The following is an 18,744-nucleotide window of genomic DNA, read 5'->3' on the forward strand; positions in this document are numbered from 1 at the left end:
CGCGATGGATGATACGACTAGCAAAGACGATCGCCGCGAGCGGCTGGACGCCGCGCGGCGCGAACTGCTGAAGCGGCGCCTGCAGGGGGGCGCTGCTTCCAAGGGCAAGGACTCCGTCGCGTCTGCTATTCCCGCCTTAGCCCCGCGTGAGGATCGCACCACGGCGCCGGCCTCCTACGCCCAGGCGCGCCTTTACTTTCTCGATCAGCTGCACGGCGCCGGGGCGGCGTACCACATGGTGCTGTGTCTACGCCTGCGCGGCGCCTTAGATCGCGAGGCCTTGCAGGCAGCGCTCGACACGGTGGTACGCCGTCACGCGAGCCTTCGCACCACCTTTGAGCTGCGGGGCAGCGAACTGCTCCAGCGCGTAGGGGCACCGTTTGCCGTGGCGCTGGAGACCTATGACCTGACAGATGCGCAAGAGGGCGAGGGCGCTCTGCGCGAGGTGCTTCGTCGGTGGGTCCAGCGGCCACTCTCCCTAGGCGACGGCCCGCTGTTGCGAGCGGGATTGATCGCCGTCGGCGCGGATCAGCACGTGTTCGCGCTGGTCCTGCATCACATCATTGCAGATGAATGGTCCCTCGGCGTGCTGCGCCGCGAGCTGGCAAACGCCTACGGTCACGGCGGCAGTGACGAGGGTCTGTCCGCGGCGGTCGAGGTCGATTACGGCGACTACGCCCTGTGGCAACAAGCGCAGGTCGCCAGGCAGCGAACGGAGCAGTTAGCGTTCTGGCGCGATCAGCTTGGCGATCTTGACGGCGCCTTCGCCGCGCTGCCCGGTGACTTCCGCCGGCCCGCCCGTGCCAGCCTGCGCGGCGGTTGGCAGCAGCGACGATTGGACGGCGCTCTGGCGAGCGCCGTTTCCGCCTTGGCACGTCAGCACCAGGCCACGCCCTACATGGTGCTCCTCGCGGCCTTTCTGGCAGTGCTCTACCGCCTGAGTGGGCAATCGGACGTACGCGTGGGCACGCCGGTCGCATCGCGTGCGCCGGCGCAGAGCGAGCAGATGGTGGGGTTGTTTCTCAACAGCGTCGTCATCCGCGAGCAGATCGACGGCGCGCGGTCCTTCGAGGAGTTGCTGGCGCGCGTACGAGAGACGTCTCTGGCCGCCGTCGAACACCAGGGCCTGCCCTTTGAGGTATTGGTGGCGGAGTTACAGCCCGAGCGTGACCTTGGTGCCAATCCTCTGTTTCAGACGATGTTCGTGCTGGAGAGCGACGAAGGTGCCGAGGCAAGCTTCGGGGCGCTCGCCCAGGAGCGTATGCCGGTCGAGTCCGGCTTTGCCAAGCTCGATTTGACGTGCTTCGTCAACCTCGACGACGGGCAGTTGACCGTGTCCGTCGAGTACGCGAGCGATTTATACGATGGCGCCACGGCGATGTTGCTGATCGACGCCTATGCCGAGTACCTAAGCGGCGCTATAGCGACCCCCGGGGCGGCCCTCGACAGCCTGCCCCTAGTGACGCCTGCCCAGGCAGACGAGCTGCGTGCACGCTCGCGTGGGGCAGTGCTTCCGGTCGCGGGCGATTCGCTTTCGGTCGTGCCGTCGATCCTGGCCCGAGCGCTGGCGAGGGGCGATGCGGTGATGGTGAGCGATGGGGCGCAGTCATTCACCGGCGAGGCGCTGCACGAGGCGGTGTGTCGAGTGGCTGGGGCTCTTCAGGGGCAGGGCGTGGGGCAGGGCGATTGCGTGCTGGTCGCACTACCCCGCGGCGCGCAGCAAATCGTCGCCCTACTCGGGGTTATGGTTGCGGGAGCCGCGTACGTTCCCATCGATCCTGACTATCCCGACCAGCGCCGCCGTCAGGTGATCGCGGATCTCACCGCTAGGGCAGGGCGCACGCCACTCATGCTGGCGGGGAGCGCAGCGCCCACGGATGGGGTGGAGGTGCTGACCCTGGCTGGCGCCCTCGCGCAGCCGCCTCTGGCGAACCCACCGACTATCGATGGTAACGACCTCGCCTACGTGCTCTATACCTCCGGCTCGAGCGGACGCGCGAAGGGCGTGGCGATTCGCCATCGCAATTTGTTGGCATCCACCCAAGCGCGGTCCGTGCACTACCCTTACTCGCCGGCGCGCTATCTCCTCGTGTCGTCCTACGCCTTCGACAGCTCCGTGGCGGGGATCTTCTGGACCCTGATGGACGGTGACACGCTGGTCGTGCCGCCGGCGCCGCAGGCGATCGACCCAAGGGCCCTCGGGCAGCTGATCGAGGCTCATCGCATCACCCACACGCTGATGCTGCCCGACCTGTACGCACTGCTGCTGGAGGCGTCGACGCACGCCCAGCTCGCCACCCTGCGCACGGTGATCGTGGCCGGTGAGGCGTGCCCCGTAGGCGTCGTCCAACGCCATGCGCAGGTGTTGGGTGAGCGGACGCAGTTGACCAACGAGTACGGCCCCACGGAAGGCACCGTGTGGGCGAGCGCTTACGACTGTACGGGCGCGGAGGTCGACCACGTGCCGATCGGGCGGCCGATCGCCGGCGCCGAGACCTTTGTCCTCGATGCCCGGGGTGCTTTGCTGCCGGACGGGGCGATCGGCGAGCTGTGGATCGGTGGCGCGGGAATTGCCGAGGGCTACATCGGTCAAGCGGCCCTGACCGAGGCCAGTTTCCGTTCGCCGTCTGCAGTGGGCTCAGGCCGATGCTACCGCACGGGCGATTTGGTACGGCGCGGCCCCGGGGGCGAACTCGAGTACCTTGGGCGCGCCGATGAGCAGATCAAGCTGCGCGGCTTTCGTATCGAGCCGGCAGAGATCGAGAGCCTGCTCCGCGCCCATCCTCAGGTCCATGACGCGGCCGTGGGTCTCGCTGACGAGCGGTTAGTGGCTTGGTGCGTCGCGCAGGGTGAGGTGCCCACGGCCTCCGTGCTGCGCCAACACCTGGCGGTTCACGTGCCCGCGTATATGGTGCCGAGCCACTTTCAGATGCTCGAGTCCTTGCCACGCCTGCCTAACGGAAAGATTGATAGGCAGCGCTTGCCTGAGGTGGTCACGGCGCTCGTCACGCCAACGGCGCGCAGGGATTACGCGGATGATACGGAGCGCGACCTAGCGGCGATCTGGCGCAAGCTTCTCAGCGTAGAGCAGGTGGGCCCGGAGGACGACTTCTTCGAGCTCGGCGGCCACTCACTGGCTGGCGTGAGCCTCATGCTGGAGATCGAGCGCCGCTTCGGCCGCAGCTTGCCCCTCGCGGCCCTGTTCGAGGCGCCGCGCTTATCGGCCCTGGCCGAGCGCTTGCGCGAGACCGGCGAAGCTCGAGCCCGCTCGCCTCTGCTAATGCCCGTGCAGCCGAACGGCTCTCGGCCGCCGCTGTTCTGCGTGCACGGGGGCGCCCGGCAGGCGGCTCGGCACCTCGGTGAGGATCAACCCGTGTACCTCGCCTTTACCCATCTGTCCGAGCGCGATTCGGAAGGCAACTCCGTACAGACCATGGCAGAGCGCTACCTTGAGGAGGTGCGCGGCGTACAACCCCGCGGTCCCTACCGTCTGTGCGGCTTCTCCTTCGGCGGCAAAATCGCCTACGAGATGGCCTGCCGCTTGGATGCGCAGGGCGAGCGCGTCTCCCTAGCCTTGTGCGACCCGCCGCCGCCAGCCGGCGCGGACTACTATCGCCAGCAATGGCGCGTGCGCCGTGAGGAGCTGAAGACCAAGGGCGTCGGCGGCGGGGGTCTACGCTGGATCGGGCGCGTGGTGAAGGGCCGCGTACGCACTTGGCGCATGCGCATGCTGGACGCCTATTTCTCACGTACGCGCCGTTCCTCGCGTGCGCTTTACGGCGCGGCGAGTGCCTTACTGGCGCTTGGTCTCGCGCTGTGGGCGGGCGCCGGTTGGGTGCTCAATCAGCCCACCTGGCGCCCTCTGGTGCTAGACCTGACGCCAGCGCAAGTGAGCGGAGGTACCTTCGTCGCTGAGCAGGACGGGCGCATCGAACTCGCGCTGGAGGTGGACAAGGCCTTGCCCTTGGCGGCCCTGCGCCGCTCGGCCCTGGCCGTGAAGCAACCTGCGCCCCTGGACGTACGCTGGCAAGCGCTCGGCGAGGATGCGGCGACGATCGCGAGCGGGGACGTGCGCGACTACGCCTACATCGATCCAGGCCCGCGCACCCCGGTCGGTCGATTGCGCCGCATCTTGCTGCGCGTGCCCTTTGGCCAGAGTGACCCCTACTTTGCCAGCTTCGGTCTGCGCGGCTTGCCCGCGGCGGAGCGCGGCGTCGGCGCCTTTGAGGTGCAGGCCGGCAAGCTGTACCGCGTGAATGTGGAAACGGGCGCGGATCTGGCGAGCGTTGAGACCCTCTCGCCGCGCTTCGTCGCCCGTTTGGATCGCGGCCGCTTTGCTGCGCGCTACTCGCGCACGGCGCCCTACTCGATCGGCGGTTTGCTAACGGTGCTGCTTGGCTTGCTTCTCGGCGTGCTCACTTTTATTCGTCAGCATCAAAACACGCCCGCGTCGCTGATCAGCTATCGGGACCGTCAGCACTACCGTCGCATGAGCGCCCGCTATCACTACCCCGCCTACAACGGCGACCTGACCCTGCTGTTGCCGCAAACCTACGAGGTGTACCGCGAGGAGACGGCCAAGGCTTGGGGGGCGAAGGTGCGCGGTACGGTGCACCTTGAGTTGGTGGCGGGGGCACGTCGCCACGTCGATTTGATCAACGAGACGGCCGGAGAGCTACTGGCTGCTGGCCTCGGTCGGTGGCTGCGCAGGGCCGAAGAAGAGAGAGATGAACCAAAGCAATAACAACACCCGTTTTTCCTCGGCCGCCGCGCTCGCCTTCCTGCTCCTAGGCCTCACGCTAGCTGGCGCCTCGCACGGCCACGCGCTGGGACAGGGCTACCTGTTCCTCAACGTGGGCCTCGATCGCCTGCACGGGGAGCTGCAGGTGACCTTCGACGATCTGGACAAGGCCTTCGACCTTGACGCCAACGGCGATGGCAAGTTCAACGAGGAGGAAGCCGAGGCACGTATCGGGGAGATTCTCGCCTACATCGAAGCGCGCGTGGGGATCGGCACGGCCGATAGGGACTACAGCATCGACTGGACGGGCTACGAGTATCGGCGCTACCCCGAGGGCAAGTACGTGGCGTACCTCTACGACGTGCGCGATCCCGGCGAGGTGCCGGACGTCTTGCGCCTGCGCTACGAGCTGCTGTTCGACGTGGACGACCGTCACCGCGGCTTCCTGGTGATCCCCACCAACGCCAAGGGTAAGGGCATCGACACGGGTGAGGAGACCACGCTCGCCTTCGCTCCTGATCGTAAGGAGCGCACGCTCGATGTGACGGCGCTCTCCCCCTGGACCAGCTTGGTCACCTTCATCCGCTCTGGCATCTGGCATATCTGGATTGGTATCGACCACATTTTGTTCCTCTTGGCCCTGATCCTGCCGGCGGTGCTCGTGCGTCGGGAGCCGCCTGCCTGGGCGCCCGTGCAGGACTTCGGCCCCGCCCTGTGGAACGTGGTCAAGATCGTCAGCCTGTTTACCCTGGCGCACACGATCACCCTGTCCCTCGCCGCCCTAGACGTCGTGCGCTTGCCGTCCCGCTTCGTCGAATCGGTGATCGCCGCCTCCGTGGTGGTGGCGGCGATCAACAACCTGTTCCCCGTGCTCCACAAGCGCATGGGGCTGATAGTCTTCGGCTTCGGACTGTTCCATGGCTTCGGCTTCGCCAGCGTGCTGGCGGAGAAGATCCAGAACCGTAGCAACATCGTGATCGACCTTCTCGGCTTCAACATCGGGGTGGAGATCGGCCAGGTGGCGATCATTCTGGTGATCTTCCCAGTGCTGTTCGCCCTGCGTGGCACCGCCGCCTACCTGCGCTTCCTGTTCCCTGCGGGGTCCGTCGCCATCGGCTTGCTGGCCTTGGGATGGCTGGTGGAGCGAGCCTTCGGCTTGGCATTCCTGCCTATCTGATCGACCGCAGCGCGCGTGCGGCGAGGTATGCTCTGAGCCGCACGGCGCCCTGAGGGCGGCTGCGAGGGCACGATGGAAGACGAGCTGACCAACAAGTCGAGGCAACGCTCGTTGCTGTCGAAGCTGCGGCTGGATGTGGACTTTGCCCGCAGCGTGGCCGTGCTCAGCAGCGGTGGCACGGGCGCGATGCTCGTGACCCTCGCCCTCACCCCGATCATCGCCCGCCTGTTCCGTCCGGCAGACTTCGGTCAAATGGCCGCGTTGCTGGCCTTGGCCCAGCCTCTAGTGACCGTGGCCACCTTGCAATTGGGTAAGGCGCTCACCCTGCCGAAGGGGCGCGATGAGGCGCGTGCCTTGGCCCATAGCGCGACCTCCTGGCTACTGGTGTTCTGCGTGGCCCTCGCGCTGGTCATGGCTGTGGTGGCCGGGCCACTGGACGACAGGGTGGTGGTGGATCTCAAGCGCTGGTGGTGGGCGGTGCCGGCGATGGTCTTGCTGCTGGGCCTGACCGCCCTTGTCAACGGCTGGAACACGCGTGAGAAGTACTTCGCCACCATCGCCACTGGACAGGTGTCTCGCGCCTCGGCGACAGGGGCGGCCCGAATCGGGGCGGGCCTCACCCTGGGCTCCTCCGTCGGCGGTTTGATCACAGGTTACCTTGTAGGAGCATTGATTCAGCTCGCGCTCGTTGGGCGCCGCTTGCCGGGCGATGTCGCCGCTTGGCGTCCTCCCGCTCGATTGCGCGAGGTCATCGCCCCAATCGTCGCCTATCGAGACTTCCCCCTGTTCAGTATGCCGACCACTTTCCTGCGTGCCATCGCACAGGCGCTACCGCAGCTGGCGCTCGCCGCCCTGTACTCAAGCGCGAGCGTCGCCTTCTACGCCATGGCTGTACGCCTCGTGGGTGCCCCCGGCAACGTACTGGCGACCTCCGTCCGTCGGGTCTTCAATCAGCGTGGCGCGCGCATACACCAGGCGGGCCGCTCCCTTCGCGGGGCATGGCTCAAGAGTACCGTGGCGCTAGTGGCCATCGGGTGGATGCCCGCCCTGGCGCTGGTGCTCGCCGCCCCGTGGTTGATGAGCACCCTGATGGGGGAGGCCTGGGCGGGCACGGGGACCTACGCACAGCTGCTCGCCGCGCTCTTGTTCACCCAATGGGCAAGCGCGCCGTCATCCGAGGTGCTGGTGATCCTGCGCCGCCAGCAGGACCCGATGAAACTGCAATCCGCGGTGCTTGCGGCTCAGCTCGCGATGGTAGCGGCCAGCGTGTTGTGCGATGTCGATGCGCTCGTGCTGGTCGCGATGTTGGTGGTGGTTCGCGTCCTGGCTGACCTCGCGCTCATCGGCGCCGCTTGGCGCGCGATCACGGCCGAACCGAGTAGATCCTGATGGCGCGCCTGGCCCTGGTCACCGTGGGCATCACGAGTCACCTAAATAGTTGCTTAGCGCTTGCGCAGATGCTCGAGACCGCGGGGCATACGGTGCTCCTGGCCAGCACCCGACGTAAGATCGCCGATCGCGTGGCCCAAGAGGGCATACAGTTCATGGCGCTCGGCGATGGCTCGGCGGTCGAAGCTTCCGGTACACGCCAGCGCTTGCGCTACGAGTCCGCGCTCAGGGGCGAGGGTATCGAGGGCTTGGTCGAGCGTTGGCAGCCAGATCTCGTGCTGGTGGACTCGGAGTATCATGCAGTCGTTCTGCAGCTGCTGGGTCTGGGCCTCGCGCCGCTCATCCTCGAGTACCACATTGCTCCACGCCGGCGGCCGGGCCTGCCGCCGCCCACTTCCTTGGCCGCTCCAGGAGTGGGAGCGCTGGCCCAACTGCGCAGCGCAGCGCAGTGGCGCTGGCTATTGTTGCGTCGGCGCGTGAGGCTCGCGTTGGCGCGCCTACGCGCGGGGGGCCGAGATGAGCCCAGCGCCTGGCGAGATCTCGCGCGCCGCGAGGGACTAGACTGGCGCGCCACCGTGCGCATGGATCATTGGCCGATCCTTACCTATCCGCAGCTCACTCACCTGTTCCTGAACGCGGGCGCCCTGCAGTTCCACGGCCATGGAGATGATCCGGCATACGTCGGCCCCATGGTGCAGGCTGCGCGGCAAGAGACGGCGCACCCGCCAGCGATCGACGAGGTGCGCCGCTACCTTGCCCGGCGCGATGGGACGCGCCCCTTGGTGGCGTGTCTAATGGGCAGCATCCTGTCCCTGCCTGACTTCCTGCGCCGTGTGCGCGACGCCGCCCAGGACGCGGACTTCGATCTGCTGATTGCGTACGGTAAGCGGCTGACGTGTGATGACCTGGCGCCTTTGCCAGAGAACGTTCAGGCCGTGAGCTACGTCCCCCAACTGGAGGTGTTGGAAGCGGCGGATGCACTCGTGTGTCATGGCGGCATCGCGACCGTGAACGAGGCGGTGTTGGCGCACGTACCAATGCTCGTGTGCTCCGGCGGAAGCCTCGACGAGCATGGCAATGCCGCACGCGTGGTTTACCATCGCCTGGGGCTGCACCTGGATCTCGCGCGAAGCAAGCCGAGGGTGCTGCGCCAGGCCATCGAGGCCCTGTTGCGGGAACCTTGCTTTCGCGAGGGTCTCGAACGAATGGCGCTGGCCTATCGGCGCTGCGATGACCAGTGCCTTGCTCTTCGCCGCATCGAGGCTTCTTTGCCCTCCCCCTCAACCGTTAGCCGGAAAACGGAGTCAACCCACCGTGATAACGAACGCTAGCCGCTTGGCACTCACCGTCGGTCTCCTGCTTATGAGCATGCACGGGTTTGCCGAACTCGGCGAGATTCATAACTATCACGAGGTGAACGACAGACTCTCCACCGGCGGCCATGTGATGGCGCCGCAGGTGCCCGAGCTGAAGGACGCGGGGTTCGAGCTGGTGGTGAACCTGGCCACGGTGCAGGAGGATCACAACGCGAGCGACGGTCCGAGCCTTGCGGCCGAGGGTATCGCCTACGTGCACATCCCGGTGCTTTGGTCGTCACCAACGCTGGATGATCTGGATCTGTTCTTTGCCATCATGGACGCACGAGCGGATCGCAAGACCCTGGTCCACTGCATGGCCAACTACCGCGCATCCGCTTTCGTGTACCTCTACCGCACCTTGCGCCAGGGCGTGCCCGAGGCGCAGGCCCGGCGCGACCTGGAGGTGATCTGGAATGACCAGGCCTGGCGCGAGTACCCCCAGTGGGCTGCCCTGATGGAGGCGGCACAGGCGCGGGCTAAGTGATGCGCCCTACGCTCGAGCAGACCGTGGCGCTTGAGGCGCGCGACGGTACTCGCTTGGCGGGAACGTTCTACGAGCCAGGTGACGCTTGCCACACGGCCCTGCTGATCAACTCGGGCACCGGTATCCCGCGACGTTTCTATCGGCGCTTCGCCTCGCACGCGGCGCAGAGCGGGTTCGCCGTGTTGACGTACGACTATCGCGGCATCGGTGACTCCGCGCCACCGTCCCTGCGCGGCTGTGGAGTGCGCTACCGCGACTGGGGGCAGCGCGATGTGCCAAGTGCGATCAACTGGCTGGCCGCGCGTCATCCGGACGTGCCCCTGGCCGTGGTCGGGCACTCTACAGGTGGTCAACAGCTCGGGTTCGCCGACAATGCCGCGCGGGTGCGAGCCGCGCTCTTCGTGGCCGTCTCCACCGGCTACTGGGCAGGTATGCCCAGACCGTTCGGTTGGTTGATCTACGGACTCTTCCGCTTCTACTTGCCCCTAGTGTCGCCCGTGTTCGGCTACGCCCCCGCCAAGAAGATCGGCTGGGGCGAGAATCTACCCATAGGCGTCGCGCGCGAGTGGGGTTCGTGGTGCATGGAGCCGGATTACCTGGCAGCGTTCCTGGACGGCAGCGGCCGCCTGGTATCCCTTGATGGTCGCGCCTTTGGCGATGTGTACTTCGACCGCCTCACCTGTCCCATCCTCGCCTTCGGATTCGAAGACGATCCCATCGACACACGCAAGAATGTGAATGGGCTAATGCCATTATTTACTATGGCGGAGGTCACCCAGCGCTGGTGGTCAGCCGAGGAAGTAGGCGTGAGGGAGCTTGGCCACCTTGGCTTCTTCCGCGAAGGCGCTGGTGTTCGCCTCTGGGATGAAGCACTGTCTTGGCTGCGCGCTAAGGCAGGCAGCACCTAGCGACGAGGCCGTGCGAAGGCGACGGTCCAATACCAACGGTAGTAGCTGTCCTCGTTGATTGCCAAAGCGCCGCCCACGTGGGTGAAGCTGTACTTCATCAGGTTGACGCAGTGTTGAGGGCTGTTAAGCCAGGCGTAGACGGTGGGAGCCGCCTGCTCTCGCCCGCCCGACACGTTCTCCCCCCAGGCCTGCGGGAGATAGCCGGCGGCCTGCAGGCGCTCGAACACTCGCTTGCCGTCAGAGCCTTCGTGGGAGAGAAAGCTGTTGCGCGCCATGTCTTCGCTATGCGCCTCGGCGGCGGCTACGATCTTACAGTGCCAGCGCACCGGCGGCGCCGCCGGCATCGATTGCTTGCCGCACTTGCGGGCCTTGGCCCGTGCCTTGTTGATGGACTCGAGCAGCGCCTGCTGCTCATCGTTCATGCAAGCGGGTGGGTCCGCCGCGTAAGCCCGCTCAGCGGCGTACAGCCCTAGCCCTGCGACGATGCCGAGAATTAGGTGCCTAGGCGCCATCGGGGAGATCTTGCGGGCGGCTGCCGTCGGAGGGGAAGCGCAGCTTTAGATAACCGCGCATCGCGCTGGGCTCGCGGGCGACGATGCGCGGTCGGAAGCGAGCGCGATCGAGAATGGTCCTCATGTCGTTCATCAGCTTTCTGCCTGCCTTCGAGCCCTTGTCCTCGATGTCGCGAATGCGGCCATCGGCGGATATCTCGAAGGTGAACCATACGATCTGATCGTCGGAGGAGCGATAACCCTTCCTGGGCCGCAGATCCAAGAGATTCAAGGCTTGGCGGAAATAGTCGTTGGCGGCGCGTTCGCTTGTCTTCTCCACCAGAAGGTCCCAGCCGTTTAGGTACTGTTCGCGTGCCGCCTCGTGGGACGAGGCTACCTGCAGCAAATCCCCGTAGTGCATGTAGGTGTCCAGGAGCGCTTCGTTCTGCGGCGGTGGTAGCGACTCGTAGATTTCGATGGCCTTGGCGTAGGCTTCGCGTGCCGTGGTCATGGGGCCTGGGTCGCGGCGAGTCTCCGCGGTGGCCTGCGTGTAGTATGTCCGACCGATGAGTACGTACAGTTCGGCGTTTCGCGCCGTGTTGTCACCGTAGACGATGGTGGTGGACTTGATCGCCTCGCGAAAATCCTTCCGGGCCAGCTTCCAGCGTCCTCCTGCCATGTACTGATAGCCGCGCTGGACGAGCTTGTCGGCGTAGCGCAACTCGGCTGCCTCCCGGGGCGTGAACTTCCTCGGCTTGTCCTCTTGAGCAGTGGCGGGCAACGCGCAGAGCAGGACGAGAGCTGTGCAGAGCAGGGCAGCTGCATGGTGGCAGAAGACGGTCGGCCAGTGGTTGCCGGACGATGCGGTCACGGGGAGATCTCCTTGTCGATGCTTGCTTAGACCTGAGGCCCTCAGCTCTACTGTTTGCTACCGAGGCGTGCCATGGCTGCGGGGCGGTAGCGCTCGCCGCGCACCTTGCCGGCGTCAAAGGCGGCATCGATGGCTGCCACGATGTTCGCTGCGAGAGGCTCGCGTGCCGCGACCGCGTTCTCCTCTACGTACCTCACTCGCTTAGTGCCTACGATAGGTACCACGCTAGGTGAACGCGCCAGGAGCCAGGCGAGGCTCAGTTGTGCCACGCTCAAGCCTGCCTCTTCGGCGATGCGCGACAGGGCTGTGACCATGCGCGCGTTCTCCTCGATGTGCTCCGACGAATAGCGAGGGAAGGTACGTCGGTAGTCGCGTTCGGCGAGATCCGCTTGCGAGTGAATCTTGCCACTCAGCATGCCACGCCCCAGGGGACTATAGGCCACCAGACCCACGTCGAGTTCCGCCAAAGCCGGCAGTTCCTGCGCCTCCAGATCCCGTGTCCACAGGGAGTACTCCGATTGCAGCGCCGTGAGTGGGTGAACCTCCTGCGCGCGGCGCACCTCATCGGCGCTCGCCTCGCTCACGCCCAGGTAGCGCACCTTGCCCTGCTCGACGAGCCGACTCATCGCGCCGATGGTCTCCTCCACGGGCACCTTGGGATCGAGGCGATGCGCGTAGTACAGGTCGATCTCATCAAGACCCAAGCGCTGTAGGGACGCCTCGCAGGCCTGGGCGACGTACGCGGGTGAGCCGTCGATGCCGATAAGCGAGCCGTCGGGCCGGCGCTTCATGCCGAACTTCGTGGCGACCACGGCGTCTGCGCGGCGTCCGCTGATAGCTTGGCCCACCAGGTGTTCGTTGGTGTTGAAGCCGTAGACGTCCGCGGTGTCGATCAGTGAAAGTCCGAGGTCTAGGGCGCGTTGGATCGTCCGAATCGATTCGGCGTCGTCCGCGGGGCCGTACACGTGGGACATGCCCATGCAGCCGAGGCCTATGGCGCCGACCTCAAGGCCCCGTGATCCTAACGTGCGCTGATCCATCGCGTGCTCATCCCAAGTCGATTGGCCAAGGCCCTGGGGGCTGGTTGTATGGAACCCGATACCCCCGTGAGGGTCGCAGATCGAAAGTGTGCCCGCGAGAGGCGCGAGGCTCCAGCGCCCCAGCGCAGTTGCTGCTCGGTTGGCTACAATTGCGCGCCCGGCGCGAAATCGGCGCCCGTTGAGGAGCTCTCTTTGAACGTAGGCAGTGCTTCGTCCGTCTCCCCGCCCCCACCCCTGGGCGGCGGCTGGGTCGACGTGGACCTGACCGCCCTTGGTAGCAACTACCGCACCCTGTCGCGCTTGGCCCTCCCTGCGCGGTGCGCGGCCACGGTGAAGGCCGATGCTTATGGCTTGGGGCTGGCGCCTGTCGTCACGCAGCTTTGGGCCGAGGGGTGTCGCTGCTTCTTCGTGGCGAACTCCCATGAGGCGCTCGCCCTGCGAGAACTGCAAGCCACTGCTGAGGTGTACGTGTTCAACGGCGTGGGGGCGAATGATGCGGCCGCCCTGGCGCGTGCTCGCCTGCGCCCGGTCTTGAATAGCGTCGAACAGGTGCACTTGTGGCGTATGCAGGCGGCCCTGATGGGCGGTGTTGCGCTGCCGTGCGCGCTGCACTTGGACACGGGCATGAATCGCTTGGGGCTGGGCGCGGAGGATTGGCGAGCCCTGCTCGCCAGCGACGGCTGGCGAGCAGGGCTGGACGTGAAGCTGCTCATGACCCACCTGGCAAGTGCCCATCGAGGTGAACACGATGCGCATACTGCGCGTCAGGTGCTGGCCTTCGCGGAGCTGCGAGAGGCTCTTCCTGACGTGCCGACTAGCATCGGCAACTCGGCCGGCACGCTGCTAGGCGCGGCGACCCGCGGCGACCTCGTGCGTCCCGGTATCGCGCTCTACGGTGCTAATCCCTTCGACGCTCGCCCCCATCCTATGCGCGAGGTGGCGCGGGTTTACGGGCGCGTCCTTCAAGTGCGCACGGTGGGAGCGCAAGGGAGCGTCGGCTACGGCGGGGCGTTCACCGCCGCACCAGGCGCTCGCTTGGCCACGGTTGGGGTGGGGTATGCGGATGGCTATCGGCGGGAGCTGGGCAACCGCGCCCAGGCGTCGGTGGCAGGCGTGCGCGTGCCGGTGGTGGGGCACGTATCGATGGACCTGCTGACCTTAGATGTTTCCGCTGTTCCCGAGGCCGAGGTGGGGCCAGGCGCTCGGGCCACCTTGATCGGCGGCGAAGTACCGCTGGAAGAGGTGGCGCTGGCGGCGCACACGATTCCGTACGAGATGCTGACGGGGTTAGGTCCGCGCTTGCCGCGACTTTATCTGGGCGCTGGCGGCGAGATCACCGAGCCCAGCCCTCTGGCGAGGCGGTAGCCGCCGGCGCTACAGCCCGGCCACCAGTATCAGCGGTCCTTCCGAGACCACTACACCGCCGGGCTGCTCCTCGGTAATGGCGAACGCCGCGGGCGCGATCACACCGAGCTTGGCTTCGATCGGGATGATGACTTCGCCCCCGGCCGAATCAGCCACGTCGAATACACCGCCGTCGACGGGCTCCGCGTCACGCTCTGGATCGACGATCCAAAGCTGGTACTGGGCAGCGCTCGGATCGTTGGCAGGCATGCCGGCGAGGCGCATGTACCCTTCCTGGCGCTCATTGCTCCACACCACGTCGCCGCTCACCTGCGCTAGCGCATCCGCCGATTGGTTCCATGGGACCGTGATGACGTCCGTAGCTTCCGCGAGCAGGGACGCCCGCTTTTGCGCATGCGTCGGCGGCACCTGCGCGATCGGTACGTCTACCTCAATGGATGATCCGCCACTCAGGGGGAGTAGATCTTCCTGCAGGACGAACGACGTGCCCCAGGCGAGGGCAATGGCAGCGGCGACTAGCCAGCCGGTGAAGCCACTGGAGCGGCGAACGGTCGGCACCACGGTCGCCGGTGCGTTGCCGGGGGGCGGCTCCACGGCTGGAGCCTGCATGCGATGGGGGTCGTTGCCTGCCGCTCTCACGGCGCCCAGCAGGCGGTCGCGCGCCTTGGGGGGCATGCCGGCGCGAGCGGAAGGTGCACCGTCCAGCAACGCTAGGTGCGCGATCGCCGCAGCGTGCTCGAAGCTCTCTCGCACATCATCCGGATGATCGCCCAGCATGCGCACGAGCGAGTCAGCCGACTCGGTGTCCAAACCCTCGGTGCTATCGCTGACCAGCAGGTCGATCAGCTCTTCGGGAAGTCGCGAGCTCATAGCGCCTCCCCCGTGCTGTGGTCCTGCTCACCCAGTCGCTCTCGAATGGAGAGCATGGCGCGGCGGAGATGTGTCTTGACCGTGCCCAGTGGCATGTTGAGAACGCGCGCAATATCGCCGTGGGAGTAGCCGCGGAAGATCGCGAGCTGGACCACGTTTCGCTGCACGTCGCGCATCTCGGCGATGAGCGGCTTGATCTGCTCGACCTCGGCGAGGGTCTCGAGGGACGGTCCGCCCTGATCGCCTACGAGTTGATCGTCCTCGGCGAGCGGTTCTGGTGCAGGGCGCCGTTTGCGCTGGCGCAGGCGATCGATGTAGCGCCGGCGCGCGATCATCGCGACGAAGGTGGTTTCGCTTGCTTTCGTGGCGTCAAATTTGGAGGCGCTGCGCCAAATCTCGATCACCGCGTCTTGCACGCAATCCTCGATCTCCGCGTGATCGTCGCAGAAGCGTCGCGCCAGCGACCAAAGTAGATCCCCGTACTGATCGAGGAAAGCCTCAGCCGCCTTGGGGTCTCCGTCCGCCAGCGCTTGAAGAATAGATTTGGTCACGGGTGATGGGCCGCTGATGTTGGCGACGCGCGATGAGGCGCCAACCGCCGAGCGTACTCGGTCGGTGATCGGGCGATCAAGCGTGGCTGTGGCTGCAGACATGGTAGGTGGCATCTCATGCGCTAGGGGCGCGTTCGCAGTGGCTGATGGTCCCAGATTTCGCCGCATTAGTCTTTTCAGATTCACGGATCATTGCTAGCGGTGGCCTAATTCCCGGGTCCACCCTCAACTTGTGATAGGGGTCACATAATCGACGTTCAGGGAGTTTTCCATTGACCGCACCAGCGCAGGCTGCTCCGGCGATCGCCCTGAGCGATGTAGCCAAATCCTTCGGGTCTACGGTCGCGGTGGATTCGTTGAGTTTCGAGGCGCGTGCCGGGAGCTGCCTGGGTTTGCTCGGCCCCAACGGGGCAGGAAAGAGCACGGCAATCAATATGATGGTCGGCTTAGAGGCGCCGGATCGTGGTCGCCTAGAGGTGCTCGGGCGAAGCTGGCAGCGTGATGCGCGCACGCTACGGGCGGCAATTGGTGTGCAGCTGCAGGAGACGCAGCTATTCGAGAAGCTCAGCGTTCGCGAACTACTTAGCTTGTTTCGTAGCTTCTATCCAAACGGTTACGCCCCACAGGCGATCATCGAGCTGATCGGTCTGGAGGCCAAGGCTGACACCCACTGCAGGGCGCTGTCTGGTGGTCAGCGGCAGCGCCTAGCCCTCGGCTGCGCCCTGGTCGGTAAACCGCGCATCCTGTTTCTGGACGAGCCCACCACGGGTTTGGACCCTCAGTCTCGTCGTCGCGTGTGGGAGGTCGTCGAGCAGGTACGGGCTGACGGGGGCACGATCATCCTTACCACCCACTACATGGATGAGGCCCAGCGACTATGCGACGATCTGGTGATCGTCGATCGGGGGCGCGCGATCGCCAAGGGAGCACCGGCTGAGCTAATTGATCGCTTGGCGGGCAACAGCGTGATGGAAGTGACGCTCGCGAAGGGCCTCGAGTTCCTGGCCCTGGAGGAGGTAGCGAGCCTGCCGGGTATTGCGGCGGCCGAGGCGGTAGCAGGGCGCTTGCGGTTGCAGGTGGCGTCGATGGAGCTGGCATTGCCCGCATTGCTTGAGTATCTGCGCTCACAGGGGCGCAGCGCGGTGGCTTTGGAGACGCGTCAGGCGACGCTCGAGGACGTGTTCGTGCAACTTACCGGGCGGCAGCTGCGTGACGGTTGAAGGCAAGCGAGCGATTGACTCGGGTGATCAGCCTCTGGCGCTCGGACGCGAGTGGCAAGCCCTGCGGCAGCTGACCTTCGCCCGCGTGCGCCTGTTTGTTCGCGAGCCCGAGGCGATGTTCTGGGTGTTGGTCTTTCCCCTGGCTTTGACCATGGTGCTCGGCTGGGCCTTCCAGAACCGCAAACCGGCGGACGAGGTAGTCGCCGTGGTGCCGGCGACGGCTCAGGTGCTGGCGGCGGATGCGCCCGGTGTAGCGCAACGCGCCTACGAAGACGAGGCGGCTGCTCGCCTGGCTCTGGAGCGGGGTGCCGTCTCGGCGGTGCTGTTGCCGGGCACGCCGCCCGTGCTGGCCTTCGATCCGCAACGCCCAGAGGCAGAACTCGCCCGCCTGCGTATGCTCAACCTGCTATCGCGCGCTGAGTCGCCGCCTGCCCTGTCCTTCGAAGAGGTGAGAGGCACCGGGATTCGGTACATCGACTGGTTGTTCCCTGGCATCCTCGGCATGAATCTGATGATCACGGGCATCTGGTCTATCGGCTTTGCCATCGCCGACACGAGGCAAAAGAAGCTCCTACGGCGGCTGATGGTGACGCCGATGCGCCGCTGGCACTTTTTGGCAGCGTTCATCTTGGGCCGCGGGGTCTTTCTGGTCGGTGAGTTGGCCTGCTTACTGGCTTTCGCGTACTTTGTTCTGCGGATTCCGGTCAACACAGACCTAGTGAGTTTCTTCGCTGTCTGCCTGCTTGGAATGAGCACCTTCGCGGCCATCGGCTTGCTGATCGCGGCCCGTCCGCGAACGACGGAGGGCGTGTCGGGGCTGATGAACGCGGTCATGCTACCCATGTGGCTGTTCTCAGGCGTGTTCTTCTCCTACGAACGATTCCCCGAGTTCACCCACGACGTGCTGCGGTTGCTGCCCTTGACGGCGATCGTCGACACCTTGCGTGGACTCATGCTGGATGGCGAGCCCGTGCTTGCGCTGGCGGGGCCGATCGCCGTGCAGACGGGCTGGACCTTAGTGGCCTTTACTCTGGCGTTGAGGTGGTTTCGCTGGGAGTAACCCTCAGGGCGCTGCGGTGTGGGCGAGTCCTGCCGTGCTGGTGCTGGCCAACGGTGCGGTGCCCCACGCACAGATGCGGTCGTGACCTCTACCCTTAGCCTAAAGAGGGCGCGGTCCGCGCGCCCGAACAGCTGGCGCTGGCCCGTGTCCGATGACGGCATCGCGCTGGCCGTGCCTATGCTGAGGATTACCCAATCGGTAGAGGGTGGGCGTAGATGGGAATGGCCCGAGCGCGTACCGTATCGCGCATCCGTCCCGCCACTTCCAGCGCACCCACGGCTCACAGTTCGGCAACAGCACTACGAACTCTTCGCTGCCAGTGCGGGGGGACAAGCCCTCGGGTCGATGCAGTGCCAAACGCAAGCATTCGCTGGTTTGCCACAGACAGTCATCGCCCTGCACATGACGGCAGTGCCCAGGCGCGATTGAGTTCGGTCGCGTTAGCCACCTGCACAGCGAGCTGGTGCTCGCGAAGATTCCACCGCTAGGCGGTGACCCCGAGCACCAAAGCCACCCGGGCCGGCACGCTAGCAGACGGCGCGCAGCCCCTGACCAGTGCGGCCACGATCGCGGACGCCAGCACACTAGAGGCGAGCCTGCTGCCGAGCTGCGCGTCGCGATACACCAGGCGCTCGCGTAGCCACTGGAGGAGGTATCGGTGTTGGGTTTGGTCGTGGCATGAACGATGGCGCGCAATGCGCGAAAGACGACGGGAGAGGGCAACAAGGTACGACGCGGTCTTGCGCTCGGCCTACGAGACGCAGGTCACCGTTTCGGCCTCGCGGCGGCGCGTGCTGGTGGGGGCGGGCGAGCAACACAAGAGACATGGGCCGGAGCGCTTGCTTTTTTGCGCCCAATGCCGATAATGCAAATCATTATCAGTAAGCTTCAAGGATCAGCTACTGCCAGAATCTGCCGGTGCCGGCACTTACGTGAGTACGTGCGACGCTAATCCAGACGGTCGGTACAACCCCCATCATGTGCTGATTGCCCTCGAACCTGCCCGCAGCGGTTTTTGGGCAGCCTTTGACCGAAAGGACGTGTCGTGAAAGCGATGTGAGTGGGTGAGCTGGACTTCACCCCACTCTGGGCCCATCGCAAAAGAACATCTCACGTTGCCGGCACTGGCAGACCTTTTTATGCTGATGGCTCCGCCAGAGTGGCCGGCTGCACCAGACGGTGTTTCATGGCCGTCGGTTCGTACAAGCGGCGACGTCGG

14 protein-coding genes are annotated in these 18,744 nt (G+C 65.6%); 9 read left to right on the top strand and 5 right to left on the bottom strand.

What is annotated here, in order from left to right; all coding sequences use genetic code 11:
* Positions 1-4: 4 nt before the first annotated feature.
* The 6 genes from AAGA68_11750 to AAGA68_11775 all read left to right on the top strand — a co-directional run bounded on the left by AAGA68_11750 (position 5) and on the right by AAGA68_11775 (position 10,057).
* Positions 5-4,744, top strand: a complete 4,740-nt coding sequence (locus AAGA68_11750; GenBank protein ID MEM9385727.1) for an amino acid adenylation domain-containing protein — start codon at positions 5-7, stop codon at positions 4,742-4,744.
* Positions 4,728-5,918 carry a HupE/UreJ family protein gene (locus AAGA68_11755; protein ID MEM9385728.1) on the top strand — a complete coding sequence of 397 codons (1,191 nt, stop codon included), beginning with the start codon at positions 4,728-4,730 and terminating at the stop codon, positions 5,916-5,918. The genes AAGA68_11750 and AAGA68_11755 overlap by 17 nt, the downstream gene beginning before the upstream one ends.
* A gap of 72 nt (positions 5,919-5,990) precedes the next feature.
* Positions 5,991-7,307, top strand: a complete 1,317-nt coding sequence (locus AAGA68_11760) for a lipopolysaccharide biosynthesis protein (GenBank protein MEM9385729.1) — start codon at positions 5,991-5,993, stop codon at positions 7,305-7,307.
* The gene (locus AAGA68_11765) at positions 7,307-8,638 is read left to right on the top strand and encodes a nucleotide disphospho-sugar-binding domain-containing protein (GenBank protein MEM9385730.1); all 1,332 of its coding nucleotides are present in this window, start codon (positions 7,307-7,309) and stop codon (positions 8,636-8,638) included. Before AAGA68_11760 ends, AAGA68_11765 begins: the two co-directional genes overlap by 1 nt.
* Positions 8,622-9,149: a protein tyrosine phosphatase family protein gene (locus tag AAGA68_11770; GenBank protein ID MEM9385731.1), complete on the top strand. Its 528-nt coding sequence runs from the start codon at positions 8,622-8,624 to the stop codon at positions 9,147-9,149. Before AAGA68_11765 ends, AAGA68_11770 begins: the two co-directional genes overlap by 17 nt.
* Positions 9,149-10,057: an alpha/beta fold hydrolase gene (locus AAGA68_11775; GenBank protein MEM9385732.1), complete on the top strand. Its 909-nt coding sequence runs from the start codon at positions 9,149-9,151 to the stop codon at positions 10,055-10,057. Before AAGA68_11770 ends, AAGA68_11775 begins: the two co-directional genes overlap by 1 nt.
* On the opposite strand, the gene AAGA68_11780 is transcribed toward AAGA68_11775, so the two are convergent.
* The 3 genes from AAGA68_11780 to AAGA68_11790 are packed head-to-tail and all read right to left on the bottom strand — an operon-like array spanning position 10,054 to position 12,459.
* On the bottom strand, positions 10,054-10,569 hold the full coding sequence (locus AAGA68_11780; GenBank protein ID MEM9385733.1) for a CAP domain-containing protein: 516 nt from the start codon (positions 10,567-10,569) through the stop codon (positions 10,054-10,056). The genes AAGA68_11775 and AAGA68_11780 overlap by 4 nt on opposite strands.
* Complete coding sequence (locus tag AAGA68_11785) at positions 10,559-11,419, bottom strand: tetratricopeptide repeat protein (GenBank protein ID MEM9385734.1); 861 nt, start codon at positions 11,417-11,419, stop codon at positions 10,559-10,561. The genes AAGA68_11780 and AAGA68_11785 overlap by 11 nt, the downstream gene beginning before the upstream one ends.
* 47 nt (positions 11,420-11,466) lie before the next feature.
* A complete protein-coding gene (locus AAGA68_11790; protein MEM9385735.1) occupies positions 11,467-12,459 on the bottom strand; it encodes an aldo/keto reductase in 993 nt (330 codons plus the stop codon).
* 192 nt (positions 12,460-12,651) lie between these two features.
* Here AAGA68_11790 and alr point away from each other — a divergent pair, with 192 nt between their 5' ends.
* The gene (gene alr / locus AAGA68_11795; GenBank protein MEM9385736.1) at positions 12,652-13,824 is read left to right on the top strand and encodes an alanine racemase; all 1,173 of its coding nucleotides are present in this window, start codon (positions 12,652-12,654) and stop codon (positions 13,822-13,824) included.
* A gap of 9 nt (positions 13,825-13,833) precedes the next feature.
* Here the strand turns inward: alr and AAGA68_11800 are convergent, their stop codons facing one another.
* On the bottom strand, positions 13,834-14,694 hold the full coding sequence (locus AAGA68_11800) for an anti-sigma factor (protein MEM9385737.1): 861 nt from the start codon (positions 14,692-14,694) through the stop codon (positions 13,834-13,836).
* Positions 14,691-15,347, bottom strand: coding sequence for an RNA polymerase sigma factor (locus AAGA68_11805; GenBank protein MEM9385738.1), 657 nt, complete (start codon positions 15,345-15,347; stop codon positions 14,691-14,693). The genes AAGA68_11800 and AAGA68_11805 overlap by 4 nt, the downstream gene beginning before the upstream one ends.
* 170 nt (positions 15,348-15,517) lie before the next feature.
* Between AAGA68_11805 and AAGA68_11810 the strand changes: the two genes are divergently transcribed.
* Positions 15,518-16,465: an ABC transporter ATP-binding protein gene (locus AAGA68_11810; GenBank protein MEM9385739.1), complete on the top strand. Its 948-nt coding sequence runs from the start codon at positions 15,518-15,520 to the stop codon at positions 16,463-16,465.
* Positions 16,455-17,525: an ABC transporter permease gene (locus AAGA68_11815; protein ID MEM9385740.1), complete on the top strand. Its 1,071-nt coding sequence runs from the start codon at positions 16,455-16,457 to the stop codon at positions 17,523-17,525. The genes AAGA68_11810 and AAGA68_11815 overlap by 11 nt, the downstream gene beginning before the upstream one ends.
* The last annotated feature ends 1,219 nt before the right edge of the window (positions 17,526-18,744 follow it).

Source organism: Pseudomonadota bacterium (assembly GCA_039193195.1).
Taxonomy (GTDB): Bacteria; Pseudomonadota; Gammaproteobacteria; order Steroidobacterales; family JBCBZW01; genus JBCBZW01.

What these genes read in the sequence shown, in the direction of transcription:
- AAGA68_11790 (MEM9385735.1), bottom strand. Translation starts at nt 12,459, where the DNA reads ATGGATCAGCGCACGTTAGGATCACGGGGCCTTGAGGTCGGCGCCATA.
- AAGA68_11805 (MEM9385738.1), bottom strand. Translation starts at nt 15,347, where the DNA reads ATGTCTGCAGCCACAGCCACGCTTGATCGCCCGATCACCGACCGAGTA.
- AAGA68_11765 (MEM9385730.1), top strand. Translation starts at nt 7,307, where the DNA reads ATGGCGCGCCTGGCCCTGGTCACCGTGGGCATCACGAGTCACCTAAAT.
- AAGA68_11755 (MEM9385728.1), top strand. Translation starts at nt 4,728, where the DNA reads ATGAACCAAAGCAATAACAACACCCGTTTTTCCTCGGCCGCCGCGCTC.
- AAGA68_11750 (MEM9385727.1), top strand. Translation starts at nt 5, where the DNA reads ATGGATGATACGACTAGCAAAGACGATCGCCGCGAGCGGCTGGACGCC.
- AAGA68_11780 (MEM9385733.1), bottom strand. Translation starts at nt 10,569, where the DNA reads ATGGCGCCTAGGCACCTAATTCTCGGCATCGTCGCAGGGCTAGGGCTG.
- AAGA68_11760 (MEM9385729.1), top strand. Translation starts at nt 5,991, where the DNA reads ATGGAAGACGAGCTGACCAACAAGTCGAGGCAACGCTCGTTGCTGTCG.
- AAGA68_11775 (MEM9385732.1), top strand. Translation starts at nt 9,149, where the DNA reads ATGCGCCCTACGCTCGAGCAGACCGTGGCGCTTGAGGCGCGCGACGGT.
- AAGA68_11800 (MEM9385737.1), bottom strand. Translation starts at nt 14,694, where the DNA reads ATGAGCTCGCGACTTCCCGAAGAGCTGATCGACCTGCTGGTCAGCGAT.